This window comes from Streptomyces sp. NPDC090798, from assembly GCF_044768965.1.
GTDB lineage: Bacteria > Actinomycetota > Actinomycetes > Streptomycetales > Streptomycetaceae > Streptomyces.
This window is the reverse complement of the sequence record NZ_JBIVXA010000013.1, coordinates 19,518-35,856: the sequence shown is the minus strand read 5'-3', so window position 1 is coordinate 35,856 and position 16,339 is coordinate 19,518. Positions and strand designations below refer to the sequence as shown.

Genomic DNA, 16,339 nt, shown 5'->3' with positions numbered 1-16,339 from the left:
GCCCTCCTTCGGCTCAGGCCCGGTCGGCGAGAGCACGTCCCAGTGCCAGCGGATCGGCCTGTCCGTTCAGTTCGCCGTGCAGGGCCATCGCCAGTTCCGGGCGGGCCAGCAGGGCGTCTCCCGCCGGGTCTCCGGCGGCCCGTGCCGCCAGGCCGAGCCCCACCCAGGTCTCGGGATCGCCGTCGCCGCGGCCGATGCGCGCACGGAACGCGGTCAGGGCCTCGGCGGTGCGGCCTTCCACCAGGGCGATGTCCTCGGGACGCGCGCCGGCGACCACCGCGCCGGGATCGTCCCGCAGCGCCGCGAAGCCCTCGGGGTCCGCCAACAGCCATCGCAGCAGCACCGCCCGGGTGTCGATGCCCCGCGCCGGACTGCCCGGCACGGGCTCGGGCCGGGGGTCGTCCGTCGTCCTGGGCAGCGGGTTTCCGTCGGTCCAGGCTGCCGCGTGGGCGCGGAGGATCCCCGGCGCGGGCCGCAGATGGCAGGCGCGCCAGGTCGCACGGTGGTCGGCGACCGCCAGGGCCGCCGCGGCCCGGGCCCGGGAGTCGACCGGTTCGTCCAGCCAGGGCTCGATGCGCCGCGTCAGCTCGGCCACCAGCCGCCGCCCCAGATCGTTGAGGCCGTCCGCCGAACCGACGGCGTGCAGCGCGTACGCGGTCTGGCTCCGCCACAGTGCGAACTCGAACTGCCCGAGGGCGTGGCCGCGCCGCCGCCAGAACGCGGTGACGCCGAAGAAGGCGTACACGCCCTGGAGGAGGCCACCCAGGGGGCGGGGGTCGTCGCGCCAGGGGGCGTAGTGGAGCCGGGTGTCCTGGTCGTCGAACAGGGTGAACAGGTGCATGAACGCGCTGAGCTTGTTGTGCTGGAACTCGTGCACCAGCGTCGAGGCGAACTGCTCGGCGTCGTCCGGGGCCGACGCCAGGGCGGTGCCGAAGGCATCACCGGAGGACGCGCTGTGCGGCCGGAACCTCTCGGCGCGCGGACGGGGCACCACCGACACCAGCCCGCCCGCCAGCGCCTCGGCCACCTCGGTGTCGGTACGCCGCAGGATGTCCCAGGCGGGGCCGAACAGTTCCTGCCACTCGGCGGCGGAGTCGATCGGTTCCACCCCGGCCGGTCTGCGCAGGTCGCGGTAGGGGTCGGTGTCGTCCAGGACCAGGGTGCAGCCGTCGGCGCGCAGCTCGGTCGGGGCATGCCAGTCCGGTCCCCCGAGTGGGCGCCCGGCGATCAGCACGGATCCCGCGGAGGCGCGGACCTCGGTCACGTCCCAGTCCGCCCGGCCGGGCACCCGCATCGCCCCGAGCGCGGGCAGGACCACCCAGCCGTGGCGGACCGGGACGTCGGTACGGAACTCCAGGCCGACGCGGACGGCCGCAGCGGCGGCGATCGCGTGGAGGTGCCCGGTGTCCGCCCAGAGGGGTGCGTCGTCCTGGGCCGTCCCGCGCAGCCGGCGCAGCGTGTGCGCCGCCCACACGCCCACGGCCGGATACGCCAGCAGGTCCTCCACCGCCTCCTTGGACACGGCCCAGGCGCGCGACAGCAACTTCCAGCCGTCCGCCAAGGGGGGCAGCGGGCCGGCCGGTGCCGTCACGGCCGAGTCCAGCAAGGCCCGGACGACGAGCAGCCGCCAGCTCCGCTCGCTCACACGCAGACGGTCCACCGTCGCGGGACCGCCCCCGCCGCCCAGCAGTTCGTCGAACGAATGCGACGGCAGGACGTGGGGCAGGGCATGGGGCAGGGCGTGGGACCGGGCCGTCTGGTGCACCTCTCGCGCCGCTACGCGTCGCGCTGCGGGTTGTAGCCGCCGAGGCTGCTCGCGGGGTCGTCCACACGGCTGAGCAGCCGTCGCATGGAGGCCTGTGCGGCCGGCAGGTCCAGACGGGGCCACGCGTCCAGCGGAACGTCGCTGAGGTCGATCAGCTCGGACTCGACTCCGGACTTCTCCATGGCGGCGCCCCTGTGACAGTGAGGTGATGCGATCAATGCCTTATATATCACTGAATACGGCGTTTCCAGGGATTTCAGGCTACTTGGGGTGACCCTATTGCATCAAAGCCGTCACACAGGGCCACAGCGCGGAATCGGCCCGGATCGAGTGACGCGAGGGCGGTGCGGGTAGGGACCGGGTGTGATTGAACTCGCTGAACTGATCGAGGAGTTGCGCAGGGAACTGACCGCGGCCCGGACGGCCGCGGAGGGGGAGGATCTGTACTTCGAGGTGGGTCCGGTGGAGCTGGAGGCGGCCGTGGTCGTGGAGCGGTCGGCGACGGCGGGCGGCAAGATCCGCTTCTGGGTGGTGGAGGCGGGCGCGGACGGACGGGTGGCGGACAGCGTCACGCACCGGGTGAAGCTGACGCTCGACCCGCGCACCCACAGCGGCGGCGGACGGGCCCCGTGGGTGGGCGGGGCCGAGGCCGAACGAGAGCGCTGAGCCGTGGCGGCACAGGATCCGCGCCGCGGACTGGATCCGGTCCGGGTGGCGGAGGTGATGGTGCGACCGCTCGCGGGTCGGGGCCCCGGGCGGCGCGGTTCCGGCTACCGGGTGGGTCCCTGGTGGGTGCTCACCGCCGCACACGTCGTCCGCGACGCGGGCACAGGAACCACCGGCGTACGGTTCGAGGCCGACCGCGCCGACGAGTGGACCGTGACCGCCCGGGTGGTACTGGCCTCGGAGAAGGCCGACGTGGCGCTCCTGGAGCTGGACGGATCCGCGCCGCACGGCGTCCACGCGGCCGTGACCCAACCCCCCTCGTACGGGGCCGTGCCCGACGCGGACCTCGTCCTGCCGTGCAGCGCGATGGGCTTCCCCCGGTTCAAGCTGCGCGAGGACCGGATGCGACGGCTCGACGACGGCTCGGCGTCCCAGTACCGCGACTCCTGCCACGCGACGGGCATGACCTCGGTACTGTCCAACCGCCGCGAGGGCACGCTGGAACTCGCCGTCACCCCGCCCGAGTCGGACGCCGAGCCGGACCGGTCGCCCTGGGAGGGCATGTCGGGCGCGGCGGTCTGGCACGACGACGCGATCGTGGGCCTGGTCAGCGCGCACCACCGCACGGACGGTCTCGGCCGCCTCGCCGCCGTCCGCGTGGACCGCTGGTACGAGCTGTTGACCAGGTCCGAACTGGCCCTGCTGCACGAGTGCGCCGGCCTGCCCGCGTCGGCGCCCGAGCTGCCCCGCATCCCGTCCGCACGCAAAGCCGCCGCGGGCCCGGTCACCCTGGCCGGCCTGCGCGACGACCTGCCGCTGCGCGAACTCGACGGCCTGGTAGGTGCGTTGACGGCACTGCCCACGGTGAGCGACCGCACCACCCTGGCCCTGGTCCTGGGCAGCATCAACCCGGCCGTCGCGGCCATGAGTCCGAGGGCACCGGCGCTGAGACCGGACGTGTTCGGAATCCTGCGGACCTGTCTTCGCTACCCGGGGACCTTGGACCAACTCCTCGAGGCGATACGGTTGATGGAGGGCGACTCCGCCGGGGTGGCCCGCATGGACGAAGAGGCGGTGGAGTTGTCCCGGCGCCACCGTCGAGCCGGTGAGAGCCGCTGACCTGATATCGCGCCGCCCCGCGGGTGCGGGGTTTCATCCTCGGCACGGCGGGCCATTATCAGGAGGATGTGAGCAGCCCGCATCCACAAATGCAGCCGGGGGGAAGGGGTTTGGCCGTCATGGAGCCGTCTGTGGCCGCCGTCGAGTCCAGCCTGGTCGATCTCGCGGGGGTATCTCTTGAAACACTGCGCTCCATTGACCGCCGGGTCCTCGCCGCGTCGCTGGACGAACTGCAGCGAAGAATCGACCACCAGATGGCCAGCGTCAGCGGAATCGACGGCGGCGCCGAGCGTTTCGACTGACACCGCCGGGGCCGCTCGTGAGTGCTGAGCCGTCCCTGCCGCACCATCGCCTGCCGCCCGACAGCCTGGCCGAACTGGTCCGTGGTGAGGGCGGCCCGGACACCCTCACCTCTTTGCTCGGGGCCGAACGCAGCCGTCGTCTGCTGCTGCTGAGGATGCTCGACGACGCCACGGAACTCGGCCCCGCGTGGGACCTCCTCAGCCAGGCCCAGCAACGCGCGCCCGCCCTTGTCGACGACCTGCTCATGTATCCGCAGACGGGCATGTGGCTGGCCACCGCGCTGCACCGGCTGCGCGGGACGGCATCCGCGGCGGAGCCGCCGCCCTGGGTGGTGCTCGGCCACTTCTCGGCGCTCGCTGCGGCGGCAGCGCTACGCGCGGAGCTGGACTTCGGCATCGAGGTGCCGGTTCGGCACGGCCGGGTGCCCCTGCCGACCCTGGGCTGTGCGGTGCTGCCCACGACCGAGCCATGGACGACGGCCACGGTGCGGGCCGAGGCCGGACGCGCCGTGGTGGAAGCGTCCGGGGCCAGGGTCGTGATACCGCTCCCGTTCGGTTCGGCGGGAGCGGGGTGGCATCCGGTGCGCCGGCTGACGGTCGGCCCGGCAGGCCGGCGGCTCGAGATCGCACTGGACGACGTGGATCCGTACCGGACGTATCCGCAGCCGACCGAGCCGCGTCCCCTGTCCGAGGAGGCCGCCGCGCACTGGCGGCAACTGCTGGAGCGGGCTTGGGCGGTGTTGCTGGGAGAGCAGACCGGCACGGCGGAGGCCATGCGGCGGAGCGTGTTCTCGCTGACACCGACAGCGGCCAGGGAAAGGTTTCGGCCACGCAGTGTCACAGCTGGGGAAGCCTTCGGGGGCATCGAGGCCTCGGAACCGGACGACGCCATCGAACTGGCCGTCACCCTCGTGCACGAGTTCCAGCACACCAAACTGGGCGGACTGCTCCATCTGACGCCACTGCTGACGGACGGCTCCGACGGCGGCAGTGAGCTGTGGTACGCGCCTTGGCGGGACGATCCCCGGCCTCTTGAGGGGCTGCTGCAGGGCATTTACGCGTTTGTGGGGATCACCCGCTTCTGGCGCGCGCACCGCACGGCCGCAGCCGCGCAAACCGCCATGGCGCAGTTCGAGTTCGCGCTGTGGCGCACCCATGTGGCGACGGCGATGGAGCAGGTCCACCGGCATCCGCGCTTCACACCGCTCGGCACGGCCCTGCTGGACACACTGCGCGACCACTGCGCGCGGTGGCTGACGGAGCCGGTTCCCGAGGAGCAACGGGCCCTGGCCCGGTTGTGCACCGACGACCACGTCGCGCGCTGGCGGGCACACCACCTGCGGCCCGCCACGCCGGCGGTCGACGCGGCCGTACGCGCCTGGCTGGACGGGGCGAGCGGGCCGCCCGGTGCCCTGGCGGCCGAGCCCGAGGTCGTGCCCGATCCCGCGGCGCGCTGGCTGGACAGCCTGGCGATGCTCGTCCGCTACCGCCTCAGCGACACGGACGACGACCGGCCCCCGCCCGACTGGCCCGAGAAGGCGGCGGCCCGCGTCACCGGAGCGCTGACCGGCGACGCCCTCCTGGCCGCGGGCGACGCCACGGCGGCCCGGCACGCCTACCTGGCGGACCTGGCCGCGGAGCCCGACCGGGCCGGAGCCTGGGCCGGCCTCGGCTCTGCCCTCGCCCTGGCGGACACCGAGCCGACGGCGGCCCACCTGCTGTGCCGCCACCCCGAACGGGCGCGAGCGGTGCACCGCTCCCTGCGGCAGGTCACGGACACTCCACCGGACCCGATCCGCCTCGCCACCTGGCTCGGCTCGCCCCCGGTCTGACCCGGACGGATCACATCGGCATCGGGTCGATGTCGCAGTCGGTCCGCTTCCTGGCCCGGGCCTGCACGGTCGCCGGGTGGGGAGCGGACTCGGCAGACCGGAGGCGCGGCCCGTCCAGGACCCTCTCCATACGGGCCAGGGTGTCCGCGCGCAGCGCCTCGCCCGCCGCCTCCTCCCCGAGGGAGACCAGGTCCAGGGAGAGGTTCGCCGCACCCACCAACGTGGTCGGGTGGTCCTCACCCAGCCGCACCCGGCACAGCGCCACGGTCTTCTCGCCGAGTTCGCGGGCTTCCTCCACCCGCCCCAGCGCACTCAGATCGCTCGCCAGGTTGATGGCACAGGCCAGCGCGATCGGATGGCTCTCGCCGAGGCGGCCGGTCAGTGACTCCAGCGCCGCCTCGTCGAGTTGCCTGGCCTCCTGCGCCCGGCCCAGCAGCCGCAGCGTCACCGCCAGGTCCACGTCGGCCGCCAGGACGTGGGGGTGGTCGTGCTGGTAGATCGTTCGGAAGCGTTCGCCGGCCTTCTCGCCGCGTTCCCGGGCGGCCTCCAGCTGGCCGTTCTGCCGCAACGCCACCGACAGGGCGAGCGCGGCGGTCAGGGACTCCGGGTGCGTGTCGCCGTAACGGCGGGTGAACTGGTCGAACGTGTCGCGTGCCAGTTCCAGCGCGGTGGTGTGGTCGCCCTCCTTGCGGCACGCCTCGCTCAGTTGCCGCACGGTCCGCAGGGTCGTGGGGTTACCGGCTCCGAAGGCCGCCCGGTAGCCGTCGACGACCGCCTGCTGCAGCGACCGCGCGCCGACGTAGTCACCCGTCTCGCGCACGTCGACGGCGACACTCGCCTCGGTCACCAGTGCCTGCTGGTGATCGCGGCCGAACAGCCGTGTCTTCATCGCGTGCGTGTGCCGGTCCAGTTCCAGCGCGCGCTGGAACTCGCCGACCAGCCGGAGGCTCACCCCGAGGTTGTGAGCGGTGACCAGCGTGGTGGGGTCGTCCTCGCCGAAGGCGCGCCGAGCCCGCTCATAGGCCATCTCGTCCAGTTCGGCACCGGCACCGAAGTCCCCCTGGTGGCGGCGTACCGCGGCTTCGAGGTTCAGCGCCACCAGGGCGTCCTCGCGTGTGTCCTCCTGGTTGGCGGGCGCGGTGCGGTCGTAGACGTCCCTGAGCTGGGCCACGAGCCGGGAGGCGTCGTCGTAGCGCCCCACCATCAGGTACAGGAAGCCCAGCCACCAACCCATCAGAAGCGTCTGCTGGTCCTCCTCCCCGAACAGCCGCCGCCACACCTCCCAGGCCTGCTCCGAGAACTCACGGGCGACCTTGTGATCCCCCCAGTACCAGAGGTACTTGGCGACGTTCATCACGAGCTCGCGGACCCACGGCTGGTCGGACTCGACGGCGCCCGACGCGATGACATGGCCGTAGAGCTCGGCGTAGCGCGGCCAGTTGGCCGACTGGTTGGGTCCCTTGGGGTCGGAGGCGGCCAGAAGGGTGTGGGCCCCATTGCGCATGCGGTTCTGTTCCTCGGGGGTCATGCGGTTGATCAGCACGGCCTGCACCAGGCGGTGCATCTCGATCGAGTTGGTGCGGTGGTCGATGCGGGCGAGGGAGTAGCGGTTGATCTCCCGAATGGCGCGGGCGAGCCGCATCGGGTCGTTGAGGGCCCGGTCGAGTTCGGGGTCGATGCTGGAACCGCCGAGGCCGGAGAAGATCGAACGGGAGATGGGGTCCGGCGCGAAGTACGAGCAGAGCTGGAGCAGACGCAGCGCGGCGAGGCTGCGCGTCTCCAAGTGGTCCAGAGAGACGTTCCACGCGGCAGCGACCGGAAGCTGGTAGTCCGGCGGCGGTGACACCTCGAGGAGTTCACTGCGCTTGTCCTCGAACAGGCGCAGGTACTCCGACACCGGCATTCCCGTCTCCGCGCGCCAGGCGGCGGCCTGTTCCAGCGCGAGCGGGAGGTCACCGAGGGCATTGGCGAGGCGGTCCGCCTCGGTGTCGTCGAGGTCCCCGGGGGAACCCGAACGCCGCAGCAGCTCCTTGCTCTCCTCCCGGGTGAAGACGTCGACCTCCAGGGAGGGACCCACGACGCTCCAGCGCCGGTTGCGGGAGGTGACGAGGATGGTGCCGCTGCCGCCGGTGGGGAAGTAGTCGCGCACGCGTTCGGGACTGTCGGCGTTGTCGAAGATCAGCAGCCAGCGGGAGTACGGCCGTCCCTCGCGCAGCGCCTCGCGCACCGCGGGTCCGGCGATGTTGGCCTCGGCGCTGGTGCCCAGACCGAGCCGCTGGGCGAGTTCCACCAGCGCCTGGCCGATCTGGCCGGGGCGCTCGGCGGGGATCCACCAGACGACGTCGTACTCCGACTGATGCCGGTAGGCGTACTCGATCGCCATCTGGGTCTTGCCGACACCGCCCATGCCGTGAATGGCCTCGGGCAGCACGGTGGTCGTGCCTTCCTGAAGGCGCTCTCGCAGTCGTTCCAGAAGGTCCACGCGGCCGGTGAAGTTCGGATTGCGCGGGGGGATGTTCCCCCAGATGCGCGGCTGCGCCGAGCGCGCGCTCTCCACCGCGGGCTGCTGCGTGGTCGCCATGGTCGTGGCTCCTTCTGAAGTTGTCTCGGGCCCCCTCGGGGCGTGTGCGGCATCCCGGTGGGCCCGGGTGGCAGGGTCCTGGTGCCGCGTGTGGGTACGTGCGTCCTTGCCCAGGTTGACCGTGTTCTGCAGGTCGTACGCGCGCAGTGCCCGGGCAAGACGCTCGGCCTGCGGCAGGAAGCGTCCGGACAGGGCGCGCAGCGCCGCCAGTTCGATGCGCAGGAACGCCACGTTCCGCGGGGTCACGGGCGGGACGACGGTGGCCTCGAGGAGTTCGTCCGCGGCGGGCAGGAGCGGGTCGGAGCCCTCCGGGAGCGCCATCAGCACCCGTACGTCGTGCAGCACGCGGATGGTGTCCCGGCGGCGGGCCAGCGCCAATAACTCCTGGCGGATGTTCGGGCCGAAGGCGAAGACCACGTCGGCCGCGCGTTCGGCCTCCGCGCCCGCGGGCCGCACCAGACCACTCATCAGCAGCTCGGTGAGGTGGGCGGGTCCGGCACCCGGCACCGAGGCCGTCAGGGCGCTCATGAGGGGCAGCGTCAGAGGAGCCGCCGCGAGGCGGGTGGCCAGCGCGAACGCGGTGGGCGAGGCGGCGGCCCGGAACTCCGAGACACGCTCCCACGGGGGTACGGCGCTGGCGGGGTCGGGCACGTCGTCGACCCAGGGCACGGCACGCGCGGCGTCCGGCCGCCGCTTCCAGTCGCGGGCCCGCACGCCCGACATCTCCACGCCCTGGGAGGCCCTGCCCGTCACCAGGTCGACCCAGCAGGTGAGGGAGTGACCGGTCCGCTCCAGGACCGGGACGGGCACCACGCCGGCCCGTGCCGCCGAGTCGTCGTCCACCGGTTCGAGGGGTGAGGTGCGCAGCTCCCAGCCCAGGGAGTCGTTGGGCGCCCAGGGGCGCCCGGAGCCCAGGCGCATGCGGTAGACGTCCAAGCCGGTACGGAACCACAGCCGTTGGGGCAGCAGGTGCAGGACCGCGAGGGGCTCGGAGCGGCCCAGTTCGCGCAGCAGCGGCAGCACCGCGTCCGAACGCCAGCCCGCGGCCAGTCCGTCGGTCAGCACCAGCACCACCCGGTGTTCACCCACGGGCGGGGGCAGGTGCTCCAGCCGGATCCGGCCCGGTTCGGTGTCGTCCGAACTCAGCAGCCGTAAGCGGATGATCGGGCCCAGCGCCTCCTGGCGGGCGAGTTCGTCGGCCAGTCGGGCGACCGTCTCGTCCCAGACCCGCATGGTCACGTAGTCGTCGACCACGAGCAGTACGTCCGGACGGTCCGCGGAAGACGCCCGTCCGAGACCACGCAAGGCGTGCGACACCACGCCTAGTGACGCATCGTCAGACACCGATGCCGATACCGATGCGGATGGTGGTCGTGGACCGTCGTCACACTGCATAAGCGCCCTCAGAGCGTCCGGTCATGCCCGACGACGGAGGGAGCACCGAGGAGGAGTCCCGCAGTCCGCGGGCATGCGTGACATCCACGTGCCAAGCCTGGCAGTGGTCTGCTTGCGGTGCAACATGGCAGGCCACAGGAGACGGTAGAAGGGTCCGAAAGTCAATCGCCGGGTGGTACTTGCCCCCTGGGGACAGCCGGTGGCGCTGTCTCGTCAATAGCGTGACAGTCGGCGTCGGCGTGTGCAAGACCGTGCGGCGTCCGCCTCCGCGCGCCGGTCGGAGGCCCCTTCCGGGCCATGGGCACATGATGACCTACACCGGGCCGGGCGGACTCGGCTTGCGTTCGGGGTCGTCGAGCAGAATGGCCAGATGGCGACCCACGTGCAGGTCCCACGCCCCGGGGCCGAGGGCCAGCGCGTCCTTGCGCCACTCCCCGACCCGTTCCGCCAGGCTGCCCAGCCCCCGGTCCTGGAGTATCTCGCCGATGGCGTCCTTGAATTTCGGGTCCCCGCAGTCGTTGCGGTGCCAGATCATCGCGGGCACCCCGGCCCGTAGCCCGGCCAGGACCTCACGGCGGCCGGTGCCCGACTCGTCGCCGGGGGGCTGACTGAGCACCAGGCACACCGCGTGCCGGTCCTCCTTCAGCTCACGCTCCAGATGGAAGAAGTACGCCTCGTCCCGCGCCGGGCTGCTCCAGTGCGGGTGGCTGTCCGCCGGGCGCTCCCGCAGCTGCCGCCACTTGTGGTGCCAGGGCCGGTGCCAGGCGGCCCGCTGCAGGCGCTCGATGCTGCGCACCACCACCGGATAGTCCATGACCAGCGGGGTCGGAGCCTCGGAGCCGGACTCCTTCGACCACCACTCCACCGGCTCGTTGAGCAGTTCCCAGGGCAGGATGAACTCCAGGATCACCGGCTGCCGCAGGTCGGCCCATTTCTCCTCGGCCTCCTCTATCAGCCGCTCCACCGCGCCCGGGAGCTCCTCCCGGCCCAGGTGGACGGTCTCGCCGCGCACGGGATGCCAGCCCTCGGAGTCGGACTGGCGCCAGTGCGAGAGGTAGTACCTGTCCGGCTCGATCCGGTCCGGCTCGAACTGGATCATCAGATACGCCGGGACGAGGGAGGGCTCGGGCTGCGGAAAGTCCGAGTGCTGCCAGTCCGCCAGCAGGCCCTCCATGCCCAGGGCGAGGGTCTGGGTGCGGTTGAAGCGGCGCAGCACCTCGGCGGCCTCCGCCTGGCCGTCCTCCATCAGCCGATCGGCCGACAGCGCCAGGAAGGCCATGCTGGGCGGGAGTTCACCGGCCGGGGAGTTCTCGCCCGCCAGCCGCAGGAAGACCTGCCACCCCGTCTGGCACCATCCGGGCAGCTCCTGGACCCGGGAGCGGCTCGCGCGGCGCGCCATGACGGCCAGATCCGTGGAGCCCATCGCCAGCAGGACGGGCCGCAGGTGACCGAGATCGGCGTTGTTGAAGAAGTCGACGGCCTCCCACTCGTCCACGAGCGGCCACAGCTCGGCGACCGTCGCCGACTGCTGTTCCACGTACTCCAGCGACCGCACCAGGCAGGCCAGGCCGTCACCGACGGCGGTGCACCCCTTCACCACCTGTAACAGCCAGGGCCGCAGCCGATCCCCGCCGAAGGGTTCCACGGGTGCGGCCAGTTCACCGGCCAGCAGATCCCGCCAGACCTCGCGGCTGCTCGCCTGGCCCACCGTGGCCGACCCCTGCAACGCGTCCACGATGGAGACAATGAGCTCGTTGCGGACCCGATCCGGACTGCGCCCTCTCACCCCGTTACCTCCACACAGCTGGCGCGGCACCCTGATGGTGCCCAACAGGGTAAGGCCGTACAGCGGGGCATGGCAGGGAAAAGCACGGGCATCACCGCGGGATGTCCGTGTTGTTTGCGCTGTTGGAGCCCCCTGTCGGATTCGAACCGACGACCTTCGCTTTACAAGAGCGGCGCTCTGACCAGCTGAGCTAAGGAGGCCTGCACGCGTGTGCCCGTGCAGTGTACCCAGGTCCCAGCCGCGGCCTCTCGAAAATTTCCGCGAAGTTCACAGCCGCCGGGCTACTGACAGACCAGGTGAACGCCAGGTACCGTCCTGAGCCAGTTCACTCTTGTGGACTACACCACCACGAAAGCTTCGCGGTGGACACCACCTTTACAACGGATCGTCCGGCACGTTCCTGCCGGTGAAGGGGGCCCCTCACCATGGCCACTGTCTCGTTCGACAAGGCGACCCGGATCTACCCGGGTTCCGAGAAGCCCGCCGTCGATGCTCTGGAGATCGACATCGAGGACGGCGAGTTCCTCGTCCTCGTCGGTCCCTCCGGCTGCGGCAAGTCCACCTCGCTCCGCATGCTCGCGGGGCTCGAGGACGTGAACGCCGGCGCCATCCGCATCGGTGACCGCGACGTCACGCACCTGCCGCCCAAGGACCGGGACATCGCCATGGTGTTCCAGAACTACGCGCTCTACCCGCACATGACGGTCGCCGACAACATGGGCTTCGCGCTCAAGATCGCCGGTGTCCCGAAGGCCGAGATCCGCCAGAAGGTCGAGGACGCGGCGAAGATCCTCGACCTCACGGACTACCTCGCCCGCAAGCCGAAGGCCCTCTCCGGCGGTCAGCGCCAGCGTGTCGCGATGGGCCGCGCCATCGTGCGTGAGCCCCAGGTCTTCCTCATGGACGAGCCGCTGTCGAACCTCGACGCCAAGCTCCGCGTCTCGACCCGTACGCAGATCGCCTCGCTGCAGCGCCGCCTCGGCATCACCACCGTGTACGTCACCCACGACCAGGTCGAGGCCATGACCATGGGCGACCGTGTGGCCGTGCTCAAGGACGGTCTGCTCCAGCAGGTCGACTCGCCGCGCAACATGTACGACCGCCCCGCGAACCTGTTCGTCGCCGGGTTCATCGGATCCCCCGCCATGAACCTCGTCGAGGTCCCGATCACGGACGGCGGCGTGAAGTTCGGCAACTCCGTCGTGCCGGTGAACCGCGAGGCCCTGAAGGCCGCCGCGGACAAGGGCGACCGCACCGTCACGGTCGGCGTCCGCCCGGAGCACTTCGACATCGTCGAGCACAACGGCGAAGCCGCCAAGTCGCTGTCGAAGGACACCGCGGACGCCCCGGCCGGCCTCGCCGTCTCGGTGAACGTCGTCGAGGAGCTCGGCGCCGACGGTTACGTCTACGGCAGCGCCAAGGTCGACGACAGGCTCACGGACCTGGTCGTCCGCGTCAGCGGCCGCGCGGTCCCGGACAAGGGCGCCACGCTGCACGTCGTGCCGCGACCGGGCGAGACCCACGTGTTCTCGACCTCCACGGGCGAGCGCCTCTCCGACTGATCGCTGCCTGATCGCCGCCTGATCGCCGCGAAAAGCAAGTCGGGCGGACGAAAACCGCGACGCGGTCGAATTCACCCAAGTTGACGAAGAAGGCTCCGCAGCCCGCTGCGGGGCCTTCTTCGTTGTCGACAAATACCCCGGCAAGCCGGTCATTTCGATCCCTGTACGTCAACTCGCCGCCCAGCGAAAGCCGTTCCTCTATCCCCCGAACTGATTACTAAATGTCGCCAAATCATCACCCCGCGCTACCCTCACTCGCGTGAAGCACTCCACCACTAACCAACGGACCCGGCGTGGCCGTGGCCCCGCGCGCCGGATCGGTCGCACCCTCGCCCTCGTTCTGCCTGTCGTCCTGGTGCTCTCCGGGACCCTCGCGGTCACCCGAGTCAACTGGTCGGGGAACTCCTCGGACTCGGTGCTCACCGCCTCCTCCTCGGACGTCTCCTCGCGTGCCGTCTCCCGTGCGCCGCAGGACGTGCTGCGCGACCGGCTCCTGCTGGAGCTCCAGGAGAAGAACCCGGGCGTCGCCCTCACCCACCTCCAGGAGGCCGTGAACGGCCGCCCGTCGCTCGCCAAGCACTGCGTCTCCATCGCCCGCGCCCTCGGCCGCGCCGCGGTCCGCGCGTACGGTCCGACGCGCGCCCAGGCGTTCGCGCGCCCGGTCTGCGACACGTCCTTCGCATCGGGGGTCGCGGCCACGCATCTCTGAGCCCCACCGGCCACACCTGTTCTGTCAGGTAACAGCTGCTTAAGGGAACGGTTGCCGACAGAAGCCGCGAGCGGGGCGCCACGTACAGTTCGGGCATGACCCATCCGAACGCCGCGTCACGCCCCGTTCAAGCCGTCGTCCTGGCCGGTGGTCAGGGCTCCCGACTGCGTCCCTACACCGACGACCGGCCCAAGCCGATGGTCGAGATCCCCGGCACCGGGACCCCGATCATCGGTCACCAGCTGACCTGGCTGGCCGAGGAAGGCGTCACCGACGTCGTCGTCTCCTGCGGCCACCTCGCCGAGGTCCTCCAGAAGTGGCTGGACTCGGCCGACCTCCCGGTCAACATCACGACGGTCGTCGAGACGGAACCCCTCGGCCGGGGCGGCGGCCTGAAGTACGCCGCCGCGCACCTCCCCTACCCGGACAAGCCCTGGTACGCGACGAACGGCGACATCTGGACCCGTTTCTCGCTGCGTGACATGGCGGACTTCCACACCGAGCGCGACGCCGTCGCGACCCTCGCCCTCGCCCGCCCGCGCATCCCGTGGGGCGCCGTCGAGACCGACGGCTTCGGACGCGTCACGGACTTCATCGAGTCCCCGCCGACCACGTACGAGATCAACGCGGGCGTCTACGTCTTCTCCGCCGAGTTCGCCGACCTGCTCCCCGAGCGCGGCGACCACGAGCGCACCACGTTCCCGCACCTGGCCCGCGAACGCCGCCTGGCCGGCTTCTCGCTCCCGCAGGGGGCCTACTGGCGCGCCATCGACACCGCGAAGGACCTCACGGAGGCGGCGAAGGAACTCGCGGCCCTGGGACGCTGAGAACCCCTTCCTCCCTGTACGAGGACGGCCCTCAAGGCAGTACGAGGACGGGCCCCGCACATCTGATGTGCGGGGCCCGTCCTCGTACTGTCAGCGGGCGTTACGCGCTACCCGAGGAGACCGCCGACCAGCTTGTCCGAGCCGCCGGAGGTGCCACCGCCGCCGCCGCTCGAACCGCCGGAGGAGGTGCCGCCGCCCGAGCCGGTGCCGCCGGTGCTGGAGCTGCCGCCGCTGGACGTCGGGCCCGCGCTGGTGCTCGGGGCCTGGTGGACCGGCGAGGACTGCTGGGGCGGGGCCTGGCCGGTGCCCTGGGTCTGGCTGGGGCCACTGGTGACCGTGCCGCCCGTCTCGCGGACCGCGGCGCCCGGCGTGGTGGCCGCGCCCGACGGCGAGGAGGAGCTGCCGTGGGTGGGCGCCTTGGCCGAGGCCGACGGAGTGGTGGCCTTCCGCTGGGGCGTGCCGGGCTCCTCGGGAAGCGGGGAGCCGGGCAGTTCGTTGCGCGGGGCCTCGCCCGGTCCCGGCACGACCACACGGTCGGCGTCACGGACGGCGCCGCCGAGGAGCGAGCCGATGAGGAGCGTGACGCCGACGACGATGGCCGTGACGAGCGCGCCGCGGCGTAGCACCCGGTGCCGCAGGTCCCAGATGTCGGCGCGGGGCCCGAGCGTGCGCCAGGCCTCGCTCGCGAGGCGTCCGTCGACGGAGTAGACGGGAGCGCCCGCGATGATCAGCGGGGACCAGGCGGCGAGGTAGATGATGTCCGGCGCGTCGTACGCCGGGACCGTCTTCCAGCTGACGGTGACGATGAGCGCGGCCGACAGCATCGCGCCGACCACGGCGGCGACCCGCTGCCACAGCCCGAGCACCGTCAGGACGCCCACGATGACCTGGAGGAAGGCGATGACGAGCCCGGAGCCGACGGGGTGCTGGAGCGCGAACTGCCGCAGCGGCTCGGCGACGTCCCAAGGGTGCAGCGTGTTCAGCCACTTGACCATGGAGCCGCGCTTGCCGCCGTCGAAGTAGACGGGGTCGCAGAGCTTGCCCATGCCGGCGTAGATGGAGATGAAGCCGAGGAAGACGCGGAGCGGGAGCAGCACCACGCCGAGATTCATCCGGCGCCCGGGGTAGTAGGCGTGCCGGACCGGATCCGAGCCGTGCCGCCTGGCCGGTGTGCCGCCGCCCTCGTCGTCGTCGGGGTCCTGCGCCGCGAACTGCCCGCCGGTGTAGCGCGGTTCGTCGTACGCGCTGTCCACGCTGCGCATGTTCGGCAGCAGCCGGGTCCCCGCGGAGTCGTGGTCGTGGCCGCGCTGGCTGCCGACGAGGGGCGTCTCGACCGTGTCGAGGCTCAAGTCGCCCGCGTAGCCCTGGTGTTCGTCGAGGCGGGGGATGACCTGGGTGGCGCCGGCGTCGCCCGTCGGGTCCGCGGCGCCGTGGCGCACGCTGGTGCTGCGCACGGCCTGCAGAAGGCGGTGGGCGCCGGTGTCGTCGGGGTCGGACCGCCCGCTCCAGACGACGGGCGCGCGGCGGCGGGCCCCGGCGGCCGGGCCGCCCGCTCTGCCCGCCGTTCCGACGGCGGGGATCCGCGCGGTGTCGTCGCCGGCGCTCAAGTGCCGTCCGACGCGCGGGGATTGGGTCCGCGTCGCGCCGCCTAGCTGCACGCGGAAGCTCGCATGATTGACGATGACCTGCGCCGGATCGCTCGGCACCTTCACCATGCTCAGCGCGGGAGCGTCGTCGAATCCCGACGAGCGGTCCCCCGTGGGTGTGCGGGGTGTTCTGGTGTCCACACTCATCT

General features: G+C 71.8%; 12 protein-coding genes and 1 tRNA gene. 7 read left to right on the top strand and 6 right to left on the bottom strand.

Annotated features, from left to right (window positions below):
• Positions 1-13: 13 nt before the first annotated feature.
• A complete protein-coding gene (locus tag ACIQTP_RS27145) occupies positions 14-1,765 on the bottom strand; it encodes an HEXXH motif domain-containing protein (protein ID WP_403404219.1) in 1,752 nt (583 codons plus the stop codon).
• A gap of 11 nt (positions 1,766-1,776) precedes the next feature.
• Positions 1,777-1,947 carry a hypothetical protein gene (locus ACIQTP_RS27140; RefSeq protein ID WP_402044824.1) on the bottom strand — a complete coding sequence of 57 codons (171 nt, stop codon included), beginning with the start codon at positions 1,945-1,947 and terminating at the stop codon, positions 1,777-1,779.
• A 181-nt stretch (positions 1,948-2,128) separates the two neighbouring features.
• On the opposite strand from ACIQTP_RS27140, the gene ACIQTP_RS27135 reads away from it, so the two are divergent.
• The 4 genes from ACIQTP_RS27135 to ACIQTP_RS27120 all read left to right on the top strand — a co-directional run bounded on the left by ACIQTP_RS27135 (position 2,129) and on the right by ACIQTP_RS27120 (position 5,684).
• Positions 2,129-2,431 carry a trypco2 family protein gene (locus ACIQTP_RS27135; protein ID WP_054232450.1) on the top strand — a complete coding sequence of 101 codons (303 nt, stop codon included), beginning with the start codon at positions 2,129-2,131 and terminating at the stop codon, positions 2,429-2,431.
• 3 nt (positions 2,432-2,434) lie between these two features.
• Entirely contained in the window at positions 2,435-3,550 is a 1,116-nt protein-coding gene (locus tag ACIQTP_RS27130; protein WP_403404215.1) for a trypsin-like peptidase domain-containing protein, read from the top strand.
• 131 nt (positions 3,551-3,681) lie between these two features.
• Positions 3,682-3,852, top strand: a complete 171-nt coding sequence (locus ACIQTP_RS27125; protein WP_403404212.1) for a hypothetical protein — start codon at positions 3,682-3,684, stop codon at positions 3,850-3,852.
• Positions 3,853-3,869: 17 nt separating this feature from the next.
• On the top strand, positions 3,870-5,684 hold the full coding sequence (locus tag ACIQTP_RS27120) for an HEXXH motif domain-containing protein (RefSeq protein WP_403404210.1): 1,815 nt from the start codon (positions 3,870-3,872) through the stop codon (positions 5,682-5,684).
• A gap of 10 nt (positions 5,685-5,694) precedes the next feature.
• On the opposite strand, the gene fxsT is transcribed toward ACIQTP_RS27120, so the two are convergent.
• The 3 genes from fxsT to ACIQTP_RS27105 form a co-directional block, all read right to left on the bottom strand.
• Complete coding sequence (gene fxsT, locus ACIQTP_RS27115) at positions 5,695-9,570, bottom strand: FxSxx-COOH system tetratricopeptide repeat protein (RefSeq protein WP_403404207.1); 3,876 nt, start codon at positions 9,568-9,570, stop codon at positions 5,695-5,697.
• 403 nt (positions 9,571-9,973) lie between these two features.
• The gene (locus ACIQTP_RS27110) at positions 9,974-11,395 is read right to left on the bottom strand and encodes a hypothetical protein (protein WP_403404205.1); all 1,422 of its coding nucleotides are present in this window, start codon (positions 11,393-11,395) and stop codon (positions 9,974-9,976) included.
• Positions 11,396-11,569: 174 nt separating this feature from the next.
• Positions 11,570-11,646: transfer RNA gene (locus tag ACIQTP_RS27105), tRNA-Thr, on the bottom strand.
• A gap of 225 nt (positions 11,647-11,871) precedes the next feature.
• Between ACIQTP_RS27105 and ACIQTP_RS27100 the strand changes: the two genes are divergently transcribed.
• From ACIQTP_RS27100 to ACIQTP_RS27090, 3 genes are all read left to right on the top strand, one after another.
• On the top strand, positions 11,872-13,008 hold the full coding sequence (locus ACIQTP_RS27100) for an ABC transporter ATP-binding protein (RefSeq protein WP_403404202.1): 1,137 nt from the start codon (positions 11,872-11,874) through the stop codon (positions 13,006-13,008).
• A 259-nt stretch (positions 13,009-13,267) separates the two neighbouring features.
• On the top strand, positions 13,268-13,717 hold the full coding sequence (locus ACIQTP_RS27095; RefSeq protein ID WP_054232443.1) for a hypothetical protein: 450 nt from the start codon (positions 13,268-13,270) through the stop codon (positions 13,715-13,717).
• A 95-nt stretch (positions 13,718-13,812) separates the two neighbouring features.
• On the top strand, positions 13,813-14,544 hold the full coding sequence (locus tag ACIQTP_RS27090) for an NDP-sugar synthase (RefSeq protein WP_402044845.1): 732 nt from the start codon (positions 13,813-13,815) through the stop codon (positions 14,542-14,544).
• A 107-nt stretch (positions 14,545-14,651) separates the two neighbouring features.
• On the opposite strand, the gene ACIQTP_RS27085 is transcribed toward ACIQTP_RS27090, so the two are convergent.
• The gene (locus ACIQTP_RS27085) at positions 14,652-16,337 is read right to left on the bottom strand and encodes a DoxX family protein (protein WP_403404199.1); all 1,686 of its coding nucleotides are present in this window, start codon (positions 16,335-16,337) and stop codon (positions 14,652-14,654) included.
• Positions 16,338-16,339: the final 2 nt, after the last annotated feature.